Genomic DNA, 19,927 nt, shown 5'->3' on the forward strand with positions numbered 1-19,927 from the left:
GCCGCGGCTACGGCGCGCCCGCCCCGTGGGCCCGCATCGTGGCCGCCACGACGGCCGCGGTCCGGGAGGTGCCGGTCTCGGGGCGCTGCGCGAGCGCGGTGACCACGAGATCCGGGGAGTCGGCGGGCGCCACGGCGGTCATCCAGTCGTCCACCCCACCCCCGGGGACCGAGGGGTCCTCGGCGGTCCCGGACTTCGCCGCGACCGGGACGCCGACGTCGGCCAGCGCTCGGCCGGTCCCCGAGGTCACCACCGCCCGCATCCCCTCCCGGACCGGCCCGAGCCGGTCGGCGAAGGGCAGCGGGGTGGGTGCAGGGTGCGGCAGGGCGATCGCGCCGGGGCCGGTACCCACGGCCATCCCGACGTACGGCGTCGGCAGGGCGCCGGTGGCGACCGCGGCCGTCCACCGCGCGCTCTGGAGCGGGGTCACCTGGAGGGGTCCCTGCCCGATGCCGAGGATGACGGTCGTGCCCGGGTACCAGGTGCCGCCGGCCGCCTCGACACTCGCGGGCGTACCGAGGTAACCGGCGCTCTCCCCCGGCAGGTCGATGCCCGTCGGGCTGCCGACGCCCAGCGCCCGGGCAGTGTCGATCATGGTCTCCGGGCCCAGGGCCAGCGCGAGCTGGTAGAAGTACACGTCGTTCGACCAGGCGAGGGCGTCCACGAGGTTCTGAGCGGGCAGCACCCGCCAGTTGCCGAAGGAGTGGCCGCCGTAGGTGAAGCTGCCGCCGCCGGGGAGGACCCGTTCCGGCGGGATCGTCGAGGTGATCATGTTCGCCGTGGCGTTGACGAGCTTGAAGGTGGAGCCCGGCGGCAGGGCCGAGCCGATGGCATGGTTGATCATCGGCGTGCCGGGCGCCCGCGACGTGGCCCTCAGGGCGGCGGTGTCGAGCGGCGGCCCGTACAGGGCGTTGTCGTGGCTGGGCCAGCTGGCCATGGCGAGCACCGCACCGGTGCGGGGGTCCATGGCCACCGCGCCGCCGACCGCGCCGCGCGCGCTCCCGGAGAGGGACGCGGCGACGTCGGCCACGAGGCGCTGCTGCATACCGAGGTCGATGGTCAGGGCGAGCGTCGCCCCGGGCACCGGGTCCCGCCGCGCGGCGGCGCTCATCGGGCGGCCGACGGGATCGACCCAGTAGCACTGCTCGCCCGGCACCCCGCGCAGGACAGCGTCGTAGCTCTGCTCCACCCCGGCGCGCCCCGTGGTGCCCCGGGGGTCGAGGTCGGGATGCAGGGCGGTCTGCCTCGGCGTCGCGAGGCCGACCCATCCGAGGACGGGGGCGAGCACCGGGCCGGTGGGGTAGGAGCGGCGGGGCGCCGGCACGACGACGACGCCCGGCAGCCCGGCGCGGGCCACGGTCTCGCCGACCGGCCCGGGCACCGTCCCGGCGTCGAGCCCGACGACGGTGTCGGGCGCCGGGTCCACCAAGGCGTGCAGCTCACCGGGCGGGCGGCCGAGCAGCGCGGCGAGACGGTCGACGGCCGCCGGATCGCGGCGCAGCAACGCCGGCGCGACGCGGATGCCGCGGTCCCCGGCGTCGGCCGCGAGGAGCGCTCCGTGCCGGTCGACCACGGCACCGCGCGGCGCCGGGATCGTGACGCACCGTGTCATCTGGTCCACGCTCGCCGCGGCCGCCACCGGGTCGCGCACCACTCCCGCTCCGAACGACGCGAACGCGACGAGCACGACGGTGAGGGCCGCCACCGTGGTCCGGGCCAGCCGGGGACTGCTCCGGGCGGCGGGCGTCCACAGCTGGCGGCGCGCGCCGTCGCGGCGGGCGCTGAGCGCGAGGCCGAGCGCCGCGAGGTGCACGACGGTCGCGGTGCCGCCGCCCGACAGGATCGGGAAGGGCACGCCGGCGACGGGCAGCAGGCCCAGGTTGCCGCCGGTCGAGACGACGAGCTCGACGGCGAGCAGGACGGCGAAGCCGGCGCACAGCAGGCGGCCGGTGGCGCTGCGCGGGGCCCTCGCCCCGAGCACGCACCGCCACACGATCACGAGCCCGGCGAGCAGCGCGAGGGCCGCCGCGACCGCGCCCCAGCCCGAGGCGAGCGAGGCGAGGGCGAGGTCGGTCTGGCGCTCGGGCAGGTAGCGGGCGGCCAGGAGGTGGACGGGGTCGGTCCGGTCGCCCCACCAACCGCCCCGGGCGATCGCGAGCCGGGCCTGGCGCACGGCCCACCCCGGCCCCTCGGCGGACTGGGACCCGGTGAGGAAGGTCCCGAGACGGGCGGCCTGGTAGTCGCGCAGGAGCCCGACCGCGAGCGGGGCCGCCACGACCGCCGCGGCGAGCACCGGCAGCAGGTAGCGGGTGGGGACCCGGGCGATCACGAGCACGGCCGCCGTGGTGAGGGTCAGCAGCGTGGCCGTGGAGAGGTCGGGCTGGTCGGCGACGAGCACGATCGGCACGGCGGCGAGCGGGAGCGCCACGGCGAAGCGCCGCCAGGTGGGGCGGCCCCGGGTGAGCACCGCGGCCAGCACGAGGGGGACGGCGATCTTCGCGAGCTCGGACGGCTGCAGGGTGATCCCCCCGACGGCGAGCCAGCGCAGGGCGCCGTTCACCTCGCGTCCGACGACGAGCACGGCGAGCAGCAACGCCAGCGTCGTGCCGTAGACCGTCCAGGCCAGCGCCGGCGTGACCGCGATGCGTCGCGCGGCGAGCAGGAACAGGAGCGCGAGGCCCAGCCCGCCGGTCGCGAGCTTCGTGGTGGTCGCCCCCACGTCGCCCATGGCCGCCAGGTTGGCCGCGCCCAGGACGACCAGCACGACCGCCGCCAGCAGCGCGAGGATGTCGCCCCACGCCGCGCGCGGTGGCTCGAGCCCGCGCTCGTCGCGGGCGCGGGCGCGGGCCCGGCGCTGCTCCGCGCGGTCCGCCCTGCTCGGGCGGCCCGGGCGGTGGGTGAGCCGGCGCAGCGCACGGCGCAGCCGGACGCCGGGCCGCCGCCGGTCCCGGTCCCAGCCGTCACCGGGCGCCGGCCCGCGCGGTGCGGGTTCGTCCCAGCCGTCCGTGCTGCCGCCGCTCAGCACGGTCCCGCTCCGATCGGCACGGGCGCGGAGGCGGCTCGGGAGGGCGCGTCGGTGACGGCGAGGAGCGCGAGCGCGCGGCCGGGCGGCACGACGACGGTGGTGGTCCCCCAGGCGCCGGCCGGACTCGTCCCCGACCCGAGGGGCACGACCCCGCCGCGGCAGCGGTCGGCGACGACGAGCGTCCACGGTGAGGCCACCGCGGCGGCGCCGGGGTGAGGGTCGATCCCGACGAGGACGGAGCAGGCGCCGCCCGGGTCGCACGGGGGATCGACCACACGGAGCCGGACGGCGTCGACGTCGCCGGCGGCCGGGGGCGCGATCACCGGGACCGGGGGCAGCGCCGGGGCCGCGACGGTGGTGGTCGGGGCCCCGCCCGCGGCGTGCAGGCGCGCCAGGTCGGCCTCGATACGGCCCCGGAGCAGGGCGAGCTCCGTGGCCACCACCAGGACGACCGCGGCGACCGCGGCGAGCCAGGGCCAGGACCGGCGCCACATCCGGGCGCCGGTGGCGCGGACGTCGCGGGGTGGGCGCGGCGGCGGGAACGACGGCGCCCGCACCACCCGGTCCGTGGGGATCGCGGGGGCGGGGCGGTCGGCCTCGTCGGGGGCGGGAGTGGGTGGGCCGGGAGGGCGGCCGAGGGCAGGGGTCACCGTGGCGTCCGGGGCGGGTCGTGTCGGGTCGGGGGTGGGTCAGGCGGGACGGGCGCGCAGCTCGGGGCGCCCGCCGGCGAGGGCCAGGCCCTCGGCGACGCAGGTCCGCGGCCGGTCGGGCACCTTGACCGGGACGCCGAGCGCGGCCTCGAGCTCGTCGCGCAGGTGGGGCGCCGGCGCGCTGCCGCCCGCGAGCACGACGCCGCCGGCGAGCAGGTCCGGGATGCCGGCGACGGGGACGTCGTCGAGGAAGTCGGCGAGGGCGCCCACCGCGCGGCGCACGACGGGCGCCAGGGCCGCCTCGATCTCGGCGACCTCGACGGTGACCACCCGGGGCCGTCCGGTCGCGACGTCCCGCCCCTCGGCCGCGAGGGGCTCGCGGGCCGCGGAGGCCCGGACCTTGAGCGCGTCGGCGGCCGCCTCGGAGAGGTGCAGCCCGTGGTGCTCGCGCAGGTGCGTCCGGACGGCGGCCGTCATCTCGTCGCCGGCGTGGCGGCAGGAGCGGCGGGTCAGCACGGTGCCGCGGCAGAACACCGCGATCTCCGCGGTACCCGCGCCGACGTCGGCCACGGCCTGGACGCGGGCGTCGGCGAGGTCGAGGCCGCACCCGAGGGCGCCGGCCAGGGGCGCCGGGAGCAGGTCGGCGTGGCCGAGCCCGGCCTCCTCCGCCGCCTCGAGCAGCGCCCGGCGCTCCAGGGGTGTCGCGTCGACGGGGCAGCTCAGCACGGCGTGCGGGCGCCGGACGCGCCACCGGTTGCGGGACGTGCGCCGCAGGAGCTCGTGCAGGTAGGTCCGGACGAGCGAGAGGTCGGTGACCGCGCCCCCGCGGACGGGACGGCCGGTCCGCGCGCCGGGGGGTGTCCGGCCGTCGAGGGCCGCGGCGTCGTTGCCGAGGATCAGCTCCCGGCCGCGACGTGCCGGCCACTCCACGAGCAGTGACGGCTCGTCGTACACCACCCCGTCCCGCGGGTGGCACACCACCGTCGTCCCCGTCCCCAGATCGATGCCGATGTCCGCCACCCCGACCCCCCTCGCCCCACGCTGGCTGCTGCCCGGCGACGCTCGACGCTAGGAGCCCGGACCGGGGGTCGGGCAGGGCCCATGCTCCTCATGGCGGAGTCCGAAGGTCCCGATTCGTCCGCGCCGGCGGGGTGCCGGCCCCTGGGCCGACGCGGGTGCGCGCCCGGCGCGTGTCGGGGGTGGGTGCCACGATGGGGCGACGGGCACGAGGTTGAGGGGACGTATGGGTCGGGCGCTGGTCGCCGTGCTGGGTGGACTGCTGCTGGTCCTGGTGACGGCCTGCGGATCGGGTTCCACGCCGGCGGTCCCGTCCGCGCCGCTGCCCGTGCCCGTCGCGGTGGAGCCGGCGGCCAGCGCGACGGACGTGGCCCCGCGGGCCCCGGTCGCGGCCACCACGCAGGGCACCTTCACCGACGTCACGCTCACGGCGTCACCGGGTGGGCCCGTCGCCGGCACGCTCTCGTCCGACCGCACGCGGTGGACGCCGAACGGGCCACTGGCCTACGGCACCACCTACACCTGGGGCGGCACGGCGACGGGGCCCGAGGGGGCGTCCTCACCGGTCAGCGGCTCGTTCACCACGGTGGCGCCGGCGGAGACGGTGCGCGCCACGCTGAACATCGGTGACGACCGGGAGGTCGGGGTCGCCGCGCCGATCACCATCCAGTTCTCGGCGCCGGTGCAGGACAAGGCGGCGGTCGAGCGGGCGCTGCGGGTGCGCACGTCGGTGCCCACCGAGGGGTCGTGGGCCTGGCTGCCGGACCAGGACGGCGGCTCGCGGGTGCACTGGCGGCCCAGGGAGTACTGGCGCCCGGGCACCCAGGTCGACGTCGCGGCGGACCTGCTCGGCGTCCCCTTCGGCGGTGGCGAGTGGGGCCGGGAGGACCTCACCACGTCGTTCCGCATCGGTCGCTCCCAGATCGTGCGCGCCGACGTCAACAGCTTCCGCATGGTGGTCGAGCGCGACGGCCGGCAGGTGATGGACGTGCCCGCGAGCTACGGGCTGGACTCCGACCCGAACCGCACCACGCGCTCGGGCATCCATGTCATCACCGAAAAGTTCACGAACAAGCGGATGACCAGCGCGCAGTACGGCTACGACCTCATCGAGCGCTGGGCCGTGCGCATCAGCAACAACGGCGAGTTCATCCACGCCAACCCGGCGTCCACGGGCGCCCAGGGCTCCAGCAACGTCACCCACGGCTGCATCAATCTCTCCGAGGCCGACGCCCGCGCCTACTACGACACCGCGCTCTACGGCGATCCCGTCGAGGTCACCGGCTCCGGGGTCGACTACTCCGCCCGGGACGGCGACATCTACGACTGGGCCGTCCCCTGGGACCAGTGGCAGGCGATGTCAGCCCTGTGATCCCTCGCGGTGGAAGCGCATCCCCGTGGCCTGGGCGCGGGGCTTGAGCACGATGGTGTCGAGGTTGACGTGCGACGGCCGGTTCATGGCGAAAGCGACGACCTCGGCGACGTCCTCGGCCACCAGCGGCTCCAGGCCCTCGTAGACCTTGGCCGCGCGGGTCTCGTCGCCCCCGAAGCGCACCAGCGAGAACTCGGTCTCCACCGCGCCGGGCGCGATCTCGGTGAGGCGCACCGGCTGCCCGAGCAGCTCGCCGCGCAGCGTGCGGTGCAGCGCGCCCTCGGCGTGCTTGGCCGACGTGTAGCCCGAGCCGCCGTCGTACACCTCGAGGGCCGCGATCGACGTGATCGTCACGATGTGGCCGTCGCCGGAGTCGAGCAGGAGGGGCAGGAGGGCCTTGGTGACCCGCATGGTGCCGAGGACGTTGGACTCCCACATCCAGCGCCACTTCTCCTCGTCGGCCTCGGCCACCGTCTCGGTGCCCTGCGCGCCGCCGGCGTTGTTCACCAGGCCGCGCAGGGGGCGGGTCGGCCCGACGAGCTCGCGGACGGCCGCGGCGAACGCGGCGACCGAGTCGGCGCGGGTGACGTCGAGCTCGAGCGCGGTGGCGCCGATCTCGTCGGCGAGCTGCTCGAGGCGTTCGAGGCGGCGCGCACCGAGCACCGGGTGCCAGCCGTCGGCGGCGAGGGCCCGCGCGGACGCGGCGCCGATGCCCGAGCTGGCGCCGGTGACGACGACGAGGGGACGGTCGTTTCCGGGGTCAGGCGTGCTCACACCCCGAACCCTAGGTCCGTCGCCCACACGCGGTCGCGGAGGCTGCGCCGTGGCCGTGGACCTTAAGGTGGCGGGGTGACCCGGGCGGCGACGACGGCATCGGCGGCTCGACTGGCAACCCCGGCGACCCGTTCCCGGCCCCCCGATTCGGTCATCCGTCACCATCCCGGGCGTCCCCGCCGCGTCGCGGTCATCTCGCTGCACACCTCGCCGCTGGCCCAGCCCGGCACCGGGGACGCGGGCGGCATGAACGTCTACGTCGTCGAGACCGCTCGCCGGATGGCCCAGCGCGGGGTGCAGGTCGAGATCTTCACGCGCGCGACGTCGTCGGACCTGCCGCCGGTCGCGGAGCTCGCACCCGGCGTCCTCGTCCGGCACGTCACGGCCGGGCCGTACGGCGGGCTGGGCAAGGAGGACCTGCCGAGCCAGCTCTGTGCGTTCACCGCCGGGGTGCTGCGCGACGAGGCCCGTCACGAGCCGGGCTGGTACGACGTGGTGCACAGCCACTACTGGCTCTCGGGCCAGGTCGGCTGGCTGGTGCGCGACCGCTGGGGCGTGCCGTTGGTGCACACCGCCCACACCCTGGCCAAGGTCAAGAACGCCTCGCTCGCGGCGGGTGACCGCCCGGAGCCCCTGTCGCGCGTGGTCGGCGAGGAGCAGGTGGTCGCCGAGGCGGACCGCCTGGTCACGTCCACCCAGGCCGAGACCGACGACCTGGTCACCGCCTACGGCGCCTGTCCCGACCGCATCCGCACGATCGCGCCGGGCGTCGACCTGCGGACCTTCACCCCCGACGCCGACCGGGACGCCGCCCGGGCGGCGCTGGGCATCGGGCCCGACGACGTGGCGCTCGCGTTCGTGGGCCGCATCCAGCCGCTCAAGGCCCCGGACGTGCTGCTGCGCGCGGCCGCCGCGCTGCTCGGGCGCCGGCCCGGTCTGCGGGGGCGTCTCGTCGTCCTCGTCGTCGGCGGACCGTCGGGCTCCGGGCTCGCCGAGCCGGAGTCCCTGGTGTCGCTGGCGCGCGAGCTGGGCATCGCCGACGTCGTGCGCTTCCTCCCGCCCCGCGCCGGCGACGAGCTCGCCCGGGTCTACCGTGCGGCCGACGCCGTCGCCGTGCCCAGCCATTCGGAGTCCTTCGGGCTCGTCGCCCTCGAGGCGCAGGCCTGCGGCACGCCCGTGGTGGCCGCGGCGGTGGGCGGCCTGCCCACCGCGGTCGCCCATGACCGCTCCGGCCTGCTCGTGCACGACCACGACCCCGGCCACTGGGCCGACGCCCTGGCGCGCGTGGCCTGTGACCCCGCCGAGCGCCAGCGCCTCGCCGCCGGCGCCGTCGAGCACGCGACGATGTTCTCCTGGGAGCGAACGGCCGACGCGCTGCTCGCCACCTACGCCGAGGCCTCGCGTGCGCAGGCCCGCGACCGGACGCGGGGGGTGGCGGTGTGAGTGATCTCGAAGAGCTCGAGAAGACGCTGGTCGACGCGCTCGACGAGCGCGAGCTGCACTACCTGCGGCGCGGGCCGGGCCGGCTGTTCGTCACGCTGCCCGGCACGAAGAAGCTGGCCACGCACTGCTGGCTCGTGCTGACGCCGCACGCGCTGCTGGTCGAGGCGTTCGTCTGCCGCCACCCGGATGAGAACCTCGAGGAGGTCTACCGCTTCCTCCTGCAGCGCAACGCCCGGCTCTACGGCGTGCACTACACGATCGACCGGGCGGGCGACATCCACCTCGTCGGGCGGGTGGCGCTGCACGCGGTGACCGACGAGGAGATCGACCGGATCCTCGGCCAGGTGCTCGAGGCCGCCGACGGCGACTTCAACACCCTGCTGGAGCTGGGCTTCGTCACCTCGATCCGCCGCGAGTGGGCGTGGCGCGAGTCGCGGGGGGAGTCGCTGGCCAACCTCTCGGCGTTCGCGCACCTCGTCGACGACGAGCGGTGAGGGCCACGCCGCCGGCGTGGGACGGGGGGCATCCGACGCCGGCGGCGGGCGTTCGAGGGGCGCTCGGGACCGAGCGCGGGCCGACGACGCGTTGCGGACGCGTCCCCCCTCAGACCGCTCACTGTCCCACCACGGAGGAGGGATAACAAGGCTTCCTTCTGCTCCGGACGGGTGACCCCAGCATCCCTGGACGTCGCTGCCCATCACGCAGGGGCCGCACGTTCTGGTACCGGCAGGTAGGTTCCGGGTCACAATCGCCCGATCCGTCCGGCTCGACGAGGAGTTCACGCATGATCGTCCGCAGTCCCTACGACGACATCGACATCCCCGACGTGGGGCTGCCCGACTTCCTCTTCGGCGACCTGGGCGACGCCGCCGACCGCGTGGCGATCATCGACGGCCCCTCGGGCCGCCAGGTGACCTTCCGGGAGCTGGCGGGCGCGGTCGACCGCTTCGCCGCCGCGCTCGGCGAGCGCGGACTCGGGCGCGGCGACGTCCTCGCCCTGTTCGCGCCCAACAACCCGTACTACCCGGTGGTCTTCCACGGGGCCCTCGCCGCCGGCCTGGCGGTCACCACCGTCAACTCGCTCTACACCCCCGACGAGCTGGCCTACCAGCTGCGCGACTCGGGCGCGAAGATCCTCGTCACGGTCTCGCCCTTCCTCGACCGGGCCCGGGCGGCCCTGCGCGAGGAGGGGGTGGCGGTCCGGGAGACGATCCTGCTCGACGACGCCCGTGACGACGCCACCACGCCGATGCCGGAGAGCACCCTGGCCGACGCGCTCTCCACCACCGCCGAGCGCCCCCAGGTGACCGTGACCGGCGACGACGTGGCGGCGCTGCCCTACTCGTCGGGCACCACCGGCCGGGCCAAGGGCGTCGTGCTCACCCACCGCAACCTCGTCGCGAACCTCGTGCAGATCGACGAGGTCTTCTCGGTCTCGCCCGACACGCGGATCATGGCCGTCCTGCCGTTCTTCCACATCTACGGCATGACCGTGATGATGAACCAGGGCATCCACGCGCGGGCGGCAGTGGTGACGCTGCCGAAGTTCGACCTCGCCGAGTTCCTGCGGGTGATCCAGGAGCACCGGATCGACCGGGTCTACATCGCGCCGCCGGTCGCCGTCGCGCTGGCGAAGCACCCGATGGTCGAGCAGTACGACATCGACTGCATCGACGTCATCTTCTCGGGCGCCGCAGCGCTCGACGCCGAGCTCGGGCACGCGGTGGGCCGCCGCCTGAACTGCAAGGTGCTGCAGGGTTACGGCATGACCGAGCTCAGCCCGGTCAGCCACGCGATGCCCGACGACCGCCCCGACCTCGACCTGAGCTCGATCGGCTACGCGCTGCCCAACGTGGAGTGCAAGCTCGTCGACCCGGAGACGGGCGAGGAGGGCGTCGAGCGCGGCGAGCTGTGGGTGCGTGGACCCAACGTCATGCGCGAGTACCTCAACAACCCCGAGGCCACGGCGGCGACCCTCGACGCCGACGGCTTCCTGCACACCGGCGACGTCGCCACCGTCACCGACGACGGCGTCTTCTCCATCGTCGACCGGGTCAAGGAGCTGATCAAGTACAAGGGCTACCAGGTCCCGCCGGCCGAGCTCGAGGCGCTGCTGCTGACCAACGACCGCATTGCGGACGCGGCGGTCATCGGGATCAAGGACGCCGAGGGCGAGGAGGTGCCCAAGGCGTTCGTCGTGCTCCAGCAGGGCGCGGACCTCTCGGCCGACGACGTCATGTCCTTCGTCGCCGACCGCATCGCCCCGCACAAGAAGGTGCGCGCCGTCGAGTTCGTCGAGCAGATCCCGAAGTCGGCGTCGGGGAAGATCCTGCGCAAGGATCTCCGCGCCCGCGAGACGGCGAACGCCTGACGGCTGCGCCAGGCCTCGGCGCCGCGTGCTGCTGATGGGGGACGCGCCAGGCCCGTCCTCAGCAACCGCTCGGCGACGGACGGTGGCTCGGCGCAGCGGGCCCTGGTGTGCGCCGCGTCGCTGTGGGGACAATCGCTTCGCTCGGGGATCGCTTCGACCTCCGGGTCAGCTGGCCCCGGTGCGCTCCCCTCCCCCCAGGAGCGCGCCGGGGCCTCGCCCGTCCCGGGGCGACGCACACGACGTCCGGCGCGGTGCTCCGGCGGCGGAGCTCCCGGACCCACCTCCGGCTCGGTAGGCCCTACGGTGCCGGCATGGACGAGGACGCCGAGACCGACTTCCCCCGCGGCATCGGACGACGCATCGGACGACCGGCCACCGCAGCCCTCGTCCACGCCGGCTACACACGGATGAGCCAGCTGGACGGGGTGCCGGCGCGGGACGTCCTTTCGCTCCACGGTGTCGGACCGAAGGCGGTCCGGGTGCTCCAGGAGGCCCTCGAGGCGCAGGGCATGCGCATGGTCTGACCCTCGTACCGTGGTGGGCGTGCCCGATCCCGAGCGGACCGCCGCCCGCACGGTCGCCGCGGTCGCCGCCGCGACGGGCGTGGTCGTGACGATGCTCCTCGCCGGCAGCGGCGTCGTGACCGTGGTCGTCACCGCGGTGCTCGCCGTCGGGCAGGCGCTCCTGCTGCGCGGGGGTGGGGCGCGGCGCGCGCGGCGGTTCCTGCTCGCGGCGTCGGCGCAGGCCGGGCTGACCTTCGCGGTGGCCGGTGACCCGACCGTCGCCTCGGCGCTGGTCTACCTGGGGGTCGGCGTGGTGTTCGGGCTGGTCGTGGTGGTGGCGCTGGGCCTCCTCGACCGCCACGGGGACGACCTCGCCGACGACGAGCCGCGCGTCGACACCCGGCCGCTGCCGGTGGCCGACGAGTGAGTGGCGCTCAGGGGCGGGCGCCTGCGGGCTCGTACTCGTCGTGGCGGCGCCACCAGACGTACGGGTCGGACTGCGGCGTGCCCTCGGGGGAGTCCTCCCACGTCTCTTGACGCCCGAACGGCGTGAGGTCGAGGAACGACCAGACGCTGCCGAGCTTCTCGACGCCGCGCCCGTCGACGGTGTAGGTGCGGTAGACGTCCTCGCCGTCGCGGAGGAAGACGTCGAGCGCGAACCCTCCGTCGTGTCCGAGGTCGGCGTACAGGTCGCTGCCGGCCGTGGAGTACCAGGGCACGGTCCAGCCCATCCGCTCGCGGTAGGGCAGCGTCTCGGCCAGCGGACCCGAGCTGATGACCACGCGCGTGACGTCGCGGGCGTGGAGGTGCGCCGGGTGCCCGAACTGGTCGACGAACATCGAGCAGCCCTCGCAGGGGCGTTCGGGGTCGTGCCACATGAACGTGTAGGCGACGAGCTGGCGGCGGCCCTCGAACACGTCGACCAGGCGGACCGGGCCGTCGACGCCCTGAAGCACGTGGTCGGACATCCGCTGCACCGGCATCCGTCGCCGCGCCGCGGCGAGGGCGTCGGCGGCGCGCGTCAGCTCCTTCTCGCGCACGAGCAGCTCCTGGCGGGCCTGCTCCCACTCGGTGGCGGGGACGACGCGGCGCGGGCTGGGTTCCATGCATCGATCCTAGAGAGATACGAGGAAGTCCTGTCAAGAGAACGATGACCTCGCTGTCGGGGGTGCTCGCTACCGTCGACGCCGTGACCGACCAGGGGGACGTGCCGGTGGACGGGCCGGTGGGTGAGGACGAGGGGCTGGGGCTGGACGAGGTGCTGCTCGCGCTGCGGCGGGACCTCGTCGCCGCTCGCGGCCGCCGCGGCGAGGGCTACGGGCTCGGAGTGCGCGAGGTGGAGATCGAGCTCGCCGTCGAGGTCCGTCGGCGCCGCGAGGCGCAGGGCTCGGTGGGCGCGAAGTGGTTCGTGCTCTCGGGGGACGTGTCGGGCGGCGGCGAGCGCGAGCGCACCGACACCCACCGCATCCGCCTCACGCTCGGCCCGGTGCTGCCCTCCGCCGCGGACGGCGCCGACGCCGACCCGCCGCCCGGGAACGACGACCCGGCGGGCGGGGAGACCGCAGCGGGCGTGGTCGGGCCGGCGATCGCGGGGGCGCTGCCCGACGACGCGCGCTGAGCGGCTCAACGGCGGCCCGGCCGCCCCGTGCGGTAGTGGCCGGGGTCGGCGAGGTGCAGGTCGCGCCGTGTGCCGTGGTCGGGCCCGATGCGGTGGGCCAGGCGCCCGCCGTGCAGGGCGACGAGGCCCTCCTGCAGTGGCTCGTGGTGGGTGGACGCCGTGGCGTCGACCAGCGCCTCGCCCACCACGTCCGGCCGGTCGGCCCGGCGCTCCACGCGGTCCACGGCCTCGACGACCCACACGTGCTCGGGCAGCGCGGCGAGGCGGTAGAGGTCGGCCAGCGCCGGGTCCACACCCCGGGCGGAGAGGCCCTCGAGGTACGCGTCGCTGCGCACCGCGTAGGTGCGGAACGCCAGCTCGCCGGCCGCGGCGGCGCGGGCCACCGGCTCGTCGTCGTCGGCGCGACGCAGGTAGCCGGCGAACCACAGCCGCCCGGCGGCCTCGGCACGCTCGGCCGTCACGTAGATCGCGGGCAGCAGCGGCAGGATCGCGGTCTGCCAGGGGCGGTGGACGTCCTCGGGCTCGGCGAACGGGTCGGCGACCTCGAGGTAGGGCCCGCGGGCGTCGTCGTGGCGCCACAGCGTCAGCCGGCGGTCGTGCGCCGGGTCGCGGCGGTAGGCGACCACGACCCAGGCGTGGTTCGAGGAGATCACCAGCGGCGGGAGCTGGCTGTTGACGTAGCGGCACAGCACCGCCCGCAGCGAGAGCAGGCCGCCCCGCGGGTCGGCGCGCCCCGCCGCGTCGACCGGCTCCGTGGCGGGACCGGCGGCGTCGGCGGCGGCGTCCTCCTCGGGCGTGGCGGGCAGGTGCATCAGCCCGGGGGAGAGGCCGAGCCGCGTCGCACCGGAGAGCATCTGCTGCACCGAGAGCCCCTCGCTGGGCACCTGACGCCCGACGATGACCCCGCCCAACGCGGCGTCGTGCACCTCCGCGGTGAGCCGGCGGGGGAGGCCGTGGGCGAGGTGGGCGTGGCGCAGCACCATCCACAGCACGGCGTGGGCGCACCGCAGGTACTCGGCGTCCTGGCTGAGGAACGGCATCGCCGTGATCCACAGCGGGTGGCCGAACAGCGACACGCGCTCGGTGGCCTCGCAGCGCACCGCGCCGTCGAGGCCGGGCGGCGGGGCGATCATCGTGCGCCCGACCGGCGTCGAGGCCAGCGGGCGCAGGACGACGTAGCCGCGGTAGGCCTCGGGGCGCAGCCGCGAGAGGTCGGCGCGGACGTCGTCGGTGAAGAGATGCCAGCGGTGGCACACCGAGGGCCGGCGGCGGAACAGCCGGCCGTGGAACGCGCCGTGCTCGCTGCGCCAGTCGGGGTCGAGATGGCGCTGCTCGACGACGACACTGCGCACCCCGTGCTCGCGGGCGATGGCGACGATGCGCTCGAGCGGTCGGCTGCGGTCACCGCCGGCGTAGAAGTCGAGCAGCTCCTCCCACGCGCCGGGCACCGTGACGTCGTAGACCGCACCCGCGGAGTCGTCGGGCGACCAGGCCAGGAACGACCAGGTCATCCGCGCCCCGGAGCGGACCGTTCAGTGCAGGCGGACGCCCTCGGTGTCGACCTCCGCGCGCAGCTCGGCGTCGCGGACGCGGTCGAGGTCGGCGCGGTAGCGGCGCTGGAGCGCCGGGTCGTCGAGGTGGAGCCGCTCGGCGAGATCGTCCGCCGGCTCGCCTGGCTCGACGATGCGTCGGCGCCCCGTGCGGGCAGCTCGGGCTGGTCCGTCGGCCATGACGCCTCCCGGGTCGTGCCGTCGGCACCCAGGCTACCGGCGCGCGACCCGGACGGCCCTCTCGCGAGGCAGCACGGCATAGGGGGGCGTGGCACGGCGTCACCGTAACCACGCCCCCCGACACCGGGCTCAGCTCGCGAGCGCTGCGTCGAGGCTGATCGTCGTGCCGGCAAGGGCCTTGGACACCGGGCAGGTCTCCTCGGCGGTCCGGGCCAGCTCCTGGAAGCGCCCCTCCTCGAGGCCGTCGACCTCGGCGCGCAGCGTGATCGCGATGCCGCTGATCTCGAAGCCGCCACCCCGGGCGGGCGACAGCGTCACCTCGGCGCTCACGTCGATCGAGCGCGCGGTGTGCCCCTCGCCGCCGAGCACGCCCGAGAGGTTCATCGCGAGGCAGGAGGAGTGCGCCGCAGCGATCAGCTCCTCGGGGCTGGTCTGCCCGTGGGGGTCCTCGGCGCGCGTCGGGAACGAGACGTTGAACTGCCCCGCGTTGGACGAGTCCAGGGTGACCTGGCCCTTCCCGTCCTGCAGGCCGCCCTCCCAGTGGGTGGTCGCGTCGCGGCTCGGCATCGTGGCCTCCTGCTCCTCCGGCCCGTGACGGCCGGTCGGTCGTGGTCGACGGTCAGCTCGCGGACGTCGCGCCGTCGACGCCGCGGAACGCGACGGTCGAGGCCGTGAGGGTCCGCAGGAGCACGATGAGCTCGCGACGGGCCCGGTCGTCGAGACCGAGCGCGCAGCCGACGGTGCGGGGCACGTGGGCGACGCGGGAGCGCAGCGCGCGCCCCTCGTCGGTCAGGTGCACCGTCACCGTCCGCTCGTCGCGGGGATTCCGGCGCCGTGCGATCCACCCGGCGGATTCCAGCCGCTTGAGCAGCGGCGAGACCGTGCCGTAGTCGAGCGCGAGCGCGGCACCGACGTCGCGGACCGTCCGCGGCTCGGACTCCCAGAGCACCAGGAGCACGAGGTACTGCGGATAGGTCAGCCCCAGCTCGGCGAGCAGGGGACGGTAGACGTCGGTGACCGCGCGGGACGCCGAGTAGAGCGCGAAGCAGGCCTGCTCCGACAGCAGCAGGTCGTCCTCCGTCCCCTCGTCCGTGCTCACGACGCGAACCTAGCGCGCGATCACATCGTGCACAATTGAAAGGCTCAGCGTCGGACTCTGCTGCGTCGGCCCACGATCACCCGGTAGATCCCGAGCAGGATGAGCGACCCGATGATGCCGAAGATCCACGTCCAGACGTTCCAGAAGCCGGTGGCGTCCACCCCGAAGACGCTGCTGGCGAGAAAGCTCCCGAGGAACGCCCCGACGATGCCGAGGAGCGTCGTGACGATGATTCCGCCCGGGTCGTCGCCCGGCATGATCAGCTTTGCGAGGGCTCCGACGATGAGCCCGAGGACGATTGCCCCGATGATGCCCGTGCCCATTTCCACGCCTCCAGTGCTCACTGCGCGGCTTTCGCGCATGCGCAACGTGCCCCACTCGGCGGCACATCATGCGTACGGGCAGTCACGATTGCGACCATCGCCGGGTGTCTATCCGGCGGTGCCCGCCACCGAGACGTCGAGACCGTGCACGCCGGACACGGAGGTCACCCCGACCAGGTCGTAGACGCGCATCGACGCCGCGCGCCCGGCGGAGCACGTCAGCGGAGTCGGCGAGGCGACCCAGCGCTCGCGGACGACGACGGCGATCGTCCCGCGCTCCGGTCCGCCGTCGAGCGTCACCTCGGTGACGCCCTGCTCGCGGGCCTCGGCGCCGAGGACGCGCAGCGCGTCCACGCCCGGCTCGTCGTACGCCAGGCGCGCGTGGTGCTGCGCGGCCTGCGCGGGCGCGGAGAGGAACGAGCGGCCGCGCACCCAGGTGGTGTCGACCTCACCGGCGGCGTAGCGCTCGACCACCGCGACGGCCTCGGTGGCCGGCACCCGGCCGAGCACCAGCCCGTGAGGCAGGAGGACGAGGTTGGCCGCGAAGCGGTCACCGCCCGTGTGCGTGGTCTCCCACGTGCGGTCGGGGTGGGTCATGCTCAGCGCGGCGGCCACGGGCCGCCCGCGCATGGCGCAGCACGCGTCGTGGCGGCCGTGGGCGCACACGAGGTAGACGGGCTCCGACGACGGGGTCGTCACGGCCTCGACATCGGCCAGCGCCGCGGGCAGCTCGTCGGCCGAGGCGACCCGGCCCCAACGGACGGACTCGGCCCCCGGGGTGGTGTCCACCAGCGCGAAGCGGCCGCGGTCGGCCGCGGGCTCCCCGCGGGCGCGGGAGCGGCGGATGAGCTGGAAGCGGGCGCCGCGGCGGCGGCAGAACGCGTCGATCGCCTCGACGACCTCGGGCGCGTAGCCCGCGTCGCCGAGCGCCTGGTGACCCCACGGCCCCGGGTGCTCGACGAGCAGCCAGCACCGTGCCGGCGGCGCGGTCGCGACGAACGGGTCGTCGCGCTCGCGGGCGGCCTCCGAGCAGCGGAACGTCACTGCGGGGACTGCCGGGTCCGACGTGGTCATCTCCCCGTCATACCCCGCGCGGGCGCGGACGGACACCACCCCGTGCGGGCAAGTGAGGTGAGGCTGACCTCACTCCGCGACCAGCACGCCCTCCTTGAGCAGCCGGCGGACGACGACCGCGCCGTCGTCGGGCGGCAGGCCGGGCAGGCCCCCGGCGGCCACGGGGCCGCCGTCGAGCAGGCGCTCGCAGGCCGCCCGCGTGCCCGCGGGCAGGGTGATGGTGCGGTCGGGGAGCTCGAGGACCACGGCCGTGTCGCCGGCGCCGGGCCGGAGTCGGTGGTGCAGGCCCCGGCGCACGCGCACGACCGTGTCGGCGTCGGCCGCCGTGGCCGCCGCGGCCTGGGCCAGCGGGGCGACGGCCTCCGGGCGGTTGCCGTGCCACACGCGCCGGCGCAGGCTGCGCGCGACGCGCTCGGTGCGCTGCGCGTCGGGCGCGGCGAGGGTCTCGGCCAGGCGCGCGGCGACGGCCTCGACGTGAGGCGCGAGCGCTGCAGGATCGGCCGCGTCGATCCCCAGCGGCAGCGAACCGCGCAGCTCGGGGTCGGTCGTCAGGGCGTTCAGCAGCGCGTCGACGACCGCCCAGCGGGTGAGGACGTGGACGCCGATCGTCAGGTGCGCGCTGACCTCGCCCTGCGCCGTGGCCGAGTGCAGGTAGCCGCGCGGGAGGTAGAGCGCGTCGCCCGGCTCGAGGACCTCGTCGATCAGTGGCTCCTCCGCGGCCCGGGCGGCCACGGCGTCGGCGTGGTCGTTCCAGGGCTGGGAGCGCAGGGGATCGGGGTGCACCGGCGCGTGGACGTGCCAGCGCTTGGCGCCCGCGACCTGCAGCACGAAGACGTCGTGCACGTCGTAGTGCGCCGAGAAGCCCTGGGACGACGCCGGCGTGATGTAGGCGTTGGTCTGGACCGGGTGGCCGAGCTCCGCGGCCAGGTCGGTGACGAGGTCGGCCACCGGCGCCCAGGTGCGGTGCACGCCCTGGAGCACGACGGTGTGGCCGTCGGCGAACAGCGCGGCGACGCGGTCGTCGCGCACCTGGTCGGACACCTCGGCGCCGACACCGCCCTCGCCGGTGAAGTGGCGAGAGTCGACCACTGTGCCCTGCTTCGCGATGCGCAGGAACGGCGTGCGCAATCCGCGCCGTGAGAGCAGCTCGTCGACGGCGGCGAGGTCGAACAGGTCGCCGAACGCCGCCGGCTGGTCGGCCTCGGCGTGCTTGGCGAGGTCCGCGGCCCGGGAGAGCCGCGCCTCCCGGCCCCACGCCGCCGAGGCGAAATCGTCGAGGTCGCCGGCGACGACGCGCCGCAGCGCCGGACGGTCGGACCGCCCGGCGCCGCGGTCCCGCCCGCGATCCGGGGACCGGTCGGCCCCGGGGCTCACGGTGGTCATCGGGTGCTCAGGCCCCGCCGTCCGCGCCGCCGTCGGAGCCGCCGCCGCGGGCGCCGCCGTCGGCGGGGCCGTGGCCGGCCGACCCGTCCGCGCCGCCGTCGGCCGAGTTGCCGAACGCGCCACCGTCCGCCGGGCCGTGGGCCCCACCGTCGGCACCACCGTCCGCACCGCCGTCGGCACCACCGTCCGCACCGCCGTCGGCACCGCCGCCGGCCGCGCCACCGTCGGCCGGACCGTGACCGGCACTGCCGTCGGCGCCACCGTCGGCCCCGCCGTCGGCACCGCCGTCGGCCCCGCCGTCGGCACCGCCGTCGGCACCGCCGCCGGCCGCGCCACCGTCCGCCGGGCCGTGACCCGCCGCGCCGTCGGCGCCGCCGTCGGCACCCTGGCCGCTGGCCCCGCCGTCGGCCGGACCGTGCCCGCCGCTGCCGCTCGTGGTGATGTCGTCGTCGTTCACGTCGGATGCCTCCGTGTCGTCGCTGATCCGGGTCCGTCCCCGCGGGTCGCGCGTGGTGGTGCGGCGCCGCGGGAGCCCGAAGGGTGCTCGGCAGTGTCCTCCGCCGATGCCGCCAGCCGTACCCGGCACGAGGTGATCTCACGCCAAACGGTGGCCGGTGGCGTGGCCTCCGCGCCGAGCCGCTGGCAGGGTCCCCGCCATGAACCCGGAGGGAACGATCGGCACGCTCGTGCTCCTGCGCCACGGGCAGAGCGACTGGAACGAGAAGAACCTGTTCACGGGCTGGGTGGACGTGCCGCTGTCACCCCTCGGCGAGCAGGAGGCCCGCCGGGGCGGGGAGCTGCTCGCCGAGGCGGGGCTGCTGCCCGACGTGCTGCACACCTCGTTGCTGCGCCGGGCCATCGCCACCGTGCAGATCGCCCTCGACGTCTGCGACCGGCACTGGATCCCGGTGCAGCGCAGCTGGCGGCTGAACGAGCGGCACTACGGGGCCCTCCAGGGCAAGGACAAGAAGCAGACGATGGAGGAGTACGGCGAGGAGCAGTTCCAGATCTGGCGCCGGTCCTACGACACCCCGCCGCCGCCCATCGACCCCGACGACGAGTACGCCCAGACCGGCGACCCGCGTTACGCCGACCTCGGCGACGCCCTGCCGCGCACGGAGTGCCTCGCCGACGTGCTCGAGCGGATGCTGCCGTACTGGCAGACGTCGATCGTCCCGGACCTGCGGGCGGGTCGCACCGTGCTCGTCGGCGCCCACGGGAACTCGCTGCGCGCGCTGGTCAAGCACCTCGACGGCATCGACGAGCAGACGATTCCCGGGCTCAACATCCCCACCGGGATCCCGCTGCGCTACGACCTCGAGACGGCCGACGACGGCGACCTGCGCCCGACCAACCCCGGCGGCACCTACCTCGACCCCGACGCCGCGCAGGACGCCATCGCCGCCGTCGCCAACCAGGGACGCTGACGCGGGAACCGCATCACGTGGGCCGTCGGGAGGCGGCGCCCACGGGCTGTGGGTGAACGGGGACCGAACAGCGGGCCAAGACTGTCCCCCGGAGGCGTCGGACAGGTCACGGAGAGCG

General features: G+C 75.6%; 21 protein-coding genes. 8 read left to right on the forward strand and 13 right to left on the reverse strand.

The annotated features are described in order from the left end of the window. Window positions 1–7 precede the first annotated feature (7 nt). Genes C8D89_RS11755 through C8D89_RS11765 form a run of 3 tightly spaced genes read right to left on the reverse strand, consistent with a single transcriptional unit; the run spans window position 8 to window position 4,695 of the window. Window positions 8–3,025 (reverse strand): FtsW/RodA/SpoVE family cell cycle protein, encoded by a 3,018-nt coding sequence (locus tag C8D89_RS11755; RefSeq protein WP_116708308.1) that lies wholly within the window; start codon window positions 3,023–3,025, stop codon window positions 8–10. Further along, the gene (locus tag C8D89_RS11760) at window positions 3,019–3,675 is read right to left on the reverse strand and encodes a hypothetical protein (protein WP_116708309.1); all 657 of its coding nucleotides are present in this window, start codon (window positions 3,673–3,675) and stop codon (window positions 3,019–3,021) included. The genes C8D89_RS11755 and C8D89_RS11760 overlap by 7 nt, the downstream gene beginning before the upstream one ends. A gap of 39 nt (window positions 3,676–3,714) precedes the next feature. Further along, window positions 3,715–4,695, reverse strand: a complete 981-nt coding sequence (locus C8D89_RS11765) for a rod shape-determining protein (RefSeq protein ID WP_116708310.1) — start codon at window positions 4,693–4,695, stop codon at window positions 3,715–3,717. A gap of 223 nt (window positions 4,696–4,918) precedes the next feature. Here C8D89_RS11765 and C8D89_RS11770 point away from each other — a divergent pair, with 223 nt between their 5' ends. Further along, complete coding sequence (locus C8D89_RS11770; protein WP_116708311.1) at window positions 4,919–6,064, forward strand: L,D-transpeptidase; 1,146 nt, start codon at window positions 4,919–4,921, stop codon at window positions 6,062–6,064. On the opposite strand, the gene C8D89_RS11775 is transcribed toward C8D89_RS11770, so the two are convergent. Then, window positions 6,053–6,838: an SDR family NAD(P)-dependent oxidoreductase gene (locus tag C8D89_RS11775; RefSeq protein WP_243418037.1), complete on the reverse strand. Its 786-nt coding sequence runs from the start codon at window positions 6,836–6,838 to the stop codon at window positions 6,053–6,055. The two genes, C8D89_RS11770 and C8D89_RS11775, sit on opposite strands and share 12 nt — an antisense overlap. A 153-nt stretch (window positions 6,839–6,991) precedes the next feature. Here C8D89_RS11775 and mshA point away from each other — a divergent pair, with 153 nt between their 5' ends. The 5 genes from mshA to C8D89_RS11800 all read left to right on the forward strand — a co-directional run bounded on the left by mshA (window position 6,992) and on the right by C8D89_RS11800 (window position 11,582). Then, a complete protein-coding gene (mshA, locus tag C8D89_RS11780; RefSeq protein ID WP_116708521.1) occupies window positions 6,992–8,281 on the forward strand; it encodes a D-inositol-3-phosphate glycosyltransferase in 1,290 nt (429 codons plus the stop codon). After that, the gene (locus C8D89_RS11785) at window positions 8,278–8,775 is read left to right on the forward strand and encodes a type III secretion system chaperone family protein (RefSeq protein ID WP_116708312.1); all 498 of its coding nucleotides are present in this window, start codon (window positions 8,278–8,280) and stop codon (window positions 8,773–8,775) included. Before mshA ends, C8D89_RS11785 begins: the two co-directional genes overlap by 4 nt. A 290-nt stretch (window positions 8,776–9,065) precedes the next feature. Then, on the forward strand, window positions 9,066–10,652 hold the full coding sequence (locus tag C8D89_RS11790) for an AMP-binding protein (RefSeq protein WP_116708313.1): 1,587 nt from the start codon (window positions 9,066–9,068) through the stop codon (window positions 10,650–10,652). Between the two features lie 311 nt (window positions 10,653–10,963). After that, a complete protein-coding gene (locus tag C8D89_RS11795; protein ID WP_116708522.1) occupies window positions 10,964–11,176 on the forward strand; it encodes a helix-hairpin-helix domain-containing protein in 213 nt (70 codons plus the stop codon). A gap of 19 nt (window positions 11,177–11,195) precedes the next feature. Beyond that, window positions 11,196–11,582 carry a hypothetical protein gene (locus C8D89_RS11800; RefSeq protein ID WP_116708314.1) on the forward strand — a complete coding sequence of 129 codons (387 nt, stop codon included), beginning with the start codon at window positions 11,196–11,198 and terminating at the stop codon, window positions 11,580–11,582. A 7-nt stretch (window positions 11,583–11,589) separates the two neighbouring features. Here C8D89_RS11800 and C8D89_RS11805 read toward each other — a convergent pair whose 3' ends face one another. Further along, a complete protein-coding gene (locus tag C8D89_RS11805) occupies window positions 11,590–12,261 on the reverse strand; it encodes a DUF899 family protein (RefSeq protein ID WP_116708315.1) in 672 nt (223 codons plus the stop codon). 83 nt (window positions 12,262–12,344) lie between these two features. Here C8D89_RS11805 and C8D89_RS11810 point away from each other — a divergent pair, with 83 nt between their 5' ends. Beyond that, window positions 12,345–12,773 (forward strand): trypco2 family protein, encoded by a 429-nt coding sequence (locus C8D89_RS11810; protein ID WP_133251886.1) that lies wholly within the window; start codon window positions 12,345–12,347, stop codon window positions 12,771–12,773. A gap of 5 nt (window positions 12,774–12,778) precedes the next feature. On the opposite strand, the gene C8D89_RS11815 is transcribed toward C8D89_RS11810, so the two are convergent. The 8 genes from C8D89_RS11815 to C8D89_RS11850 all read right to left on the reverse strand — a co-directional run bounded on the left by C8D89_RS11815 (window position 12,779) and on the right by C8D89_RS11850 (window position 18,839). Further along, the gene (locus tag C8D89_RS11815; protein ID WP_116708317.1) at window positions 12,779–14,284 is read right to left on the reverse strand and encodes a hypothetical protein; all 1,506 of its coding nucleotides are present in this window, start codon (window positions 14,282–14,284) and stop codon (window positions 12,779–12,781) included. A gap of 21 nt (window positions 14,285–14,305) precedes the next feature. Continuing rightward, window positions 14,306–14,503: a hypothetical protein gene (locus C8D89_RS11820; RefSeq protein WP_116708318.1), complete on the reverse strand. Its 198-nt coding sequence runs from the start codon at window positions 14,501–14,503 to the stop codon at window positions 14,306–14,308. Between the two features lie 129 nt (window positions 14,504–14,632). Further along, entirely contained in the window at window positions 14,633–15,070 is a 438-nt protein-coding gene (locus C8D89_RS11825) for an OsmC family peroxiredoxin (RefSeq protein WP_116708319.1), read from the reverse strand. A 52-nt stretch (window positions 15,071–15,122) separates the two neighbouring features. Then, the gene (locus tag C8D89_RS11830; RefSeq protein ID WP_116708320.1) at window positions 15,123–15,602 is read right to left on the reverse strand and encodes a MarR family winged helix-turn-helix transcriptional regulator; all 480 of its coding nucleotides are present in this window, start codon (window positions 15,600–15,602) and stop codon (window positions 15,123–15,125) included. Between the two features lie 44 nt (window positions 15,603–15,646). Further along, entirely contained in the window at window positions 15,647–15,964 is a 318-nt protein-coding gene (locus C8D89_RS11835) for a GlsB/YeaQ/YmgE family stress response membrane protein (protein WP_243418038.1), read from the reverse strand. A gap of 69 nt (window positions 15,965–16,033) precedes the next feature. Continuing rightward, window positions 16,034–16,999 (reverse strand): sucrase ferredoxin, encoded by a 966-nt coding sequence (locus tag C8D89_RS11840; protein ID WP_133251887.1) that lies wholly within the window; start codon window positions 16,997–16,999, stop codon window positions 16,034–16,036. A 69-nt stretch (window positions 17,000–17,068) separates the two neighbouring features. Beyond that, window positions 17,069–18,382 carry a cupin domain-containing protein gene (locus tag C8D89_RS11845; RefSeq protein WP_116708322.1) on the reverse strand — a complete coding sequence of 438 codons (1,314 nt, stop codon included), beginning with the start codon at window positions 18,380–18,382 and terminating at the stop codon, window positions 17,069–17,071. Between the two features lie 7 nt (window positions 18,383–18,389). Further along, window positions 18,390–18,839 carry a BatC protein gene (locus C8D89_RS11850; protein WP_116708323.1) on the reverse strand — a complete coding sequence of 150 codons (450 nt, stop codon included), beginning with the start codon at window positions 18,837–18,839 and terminating at the stop codon, window positions 18,390–18,392. 199 nt (window positions 18,840–19,038) lie between these two features. Here C8D89_RS11850 and C8D89_RS11855 point away from each other — a divergent pair, with 199 nt between their 5' ends. Beyond that, window positions 19,039–19,809 (forward strand): phosphoglyceromutase, encoded by a 771-nt coding sequence (locus tag C8D89_RS11855; RefSeq protein ID WP_116708324.1) that lies wholly within the window; start codon window positions 19,039–19,041, stop codon window positions 19,807–19,809. Window positions 19,810–19,927 lie beyond the last annotated feature (118 nt).

This window comes from Actinomycetospora cinnamomea, from assembly GCF_003096675.1.
In the GTDB taxonomy this organism is placed as follows: domain Bacteria; phylum Actinomycetota; class Actinomycetes; order Mycobacteriales; family Pseudonocardiaceae; genus Actinomycetospora; species Actinomycetospora cinnamomea.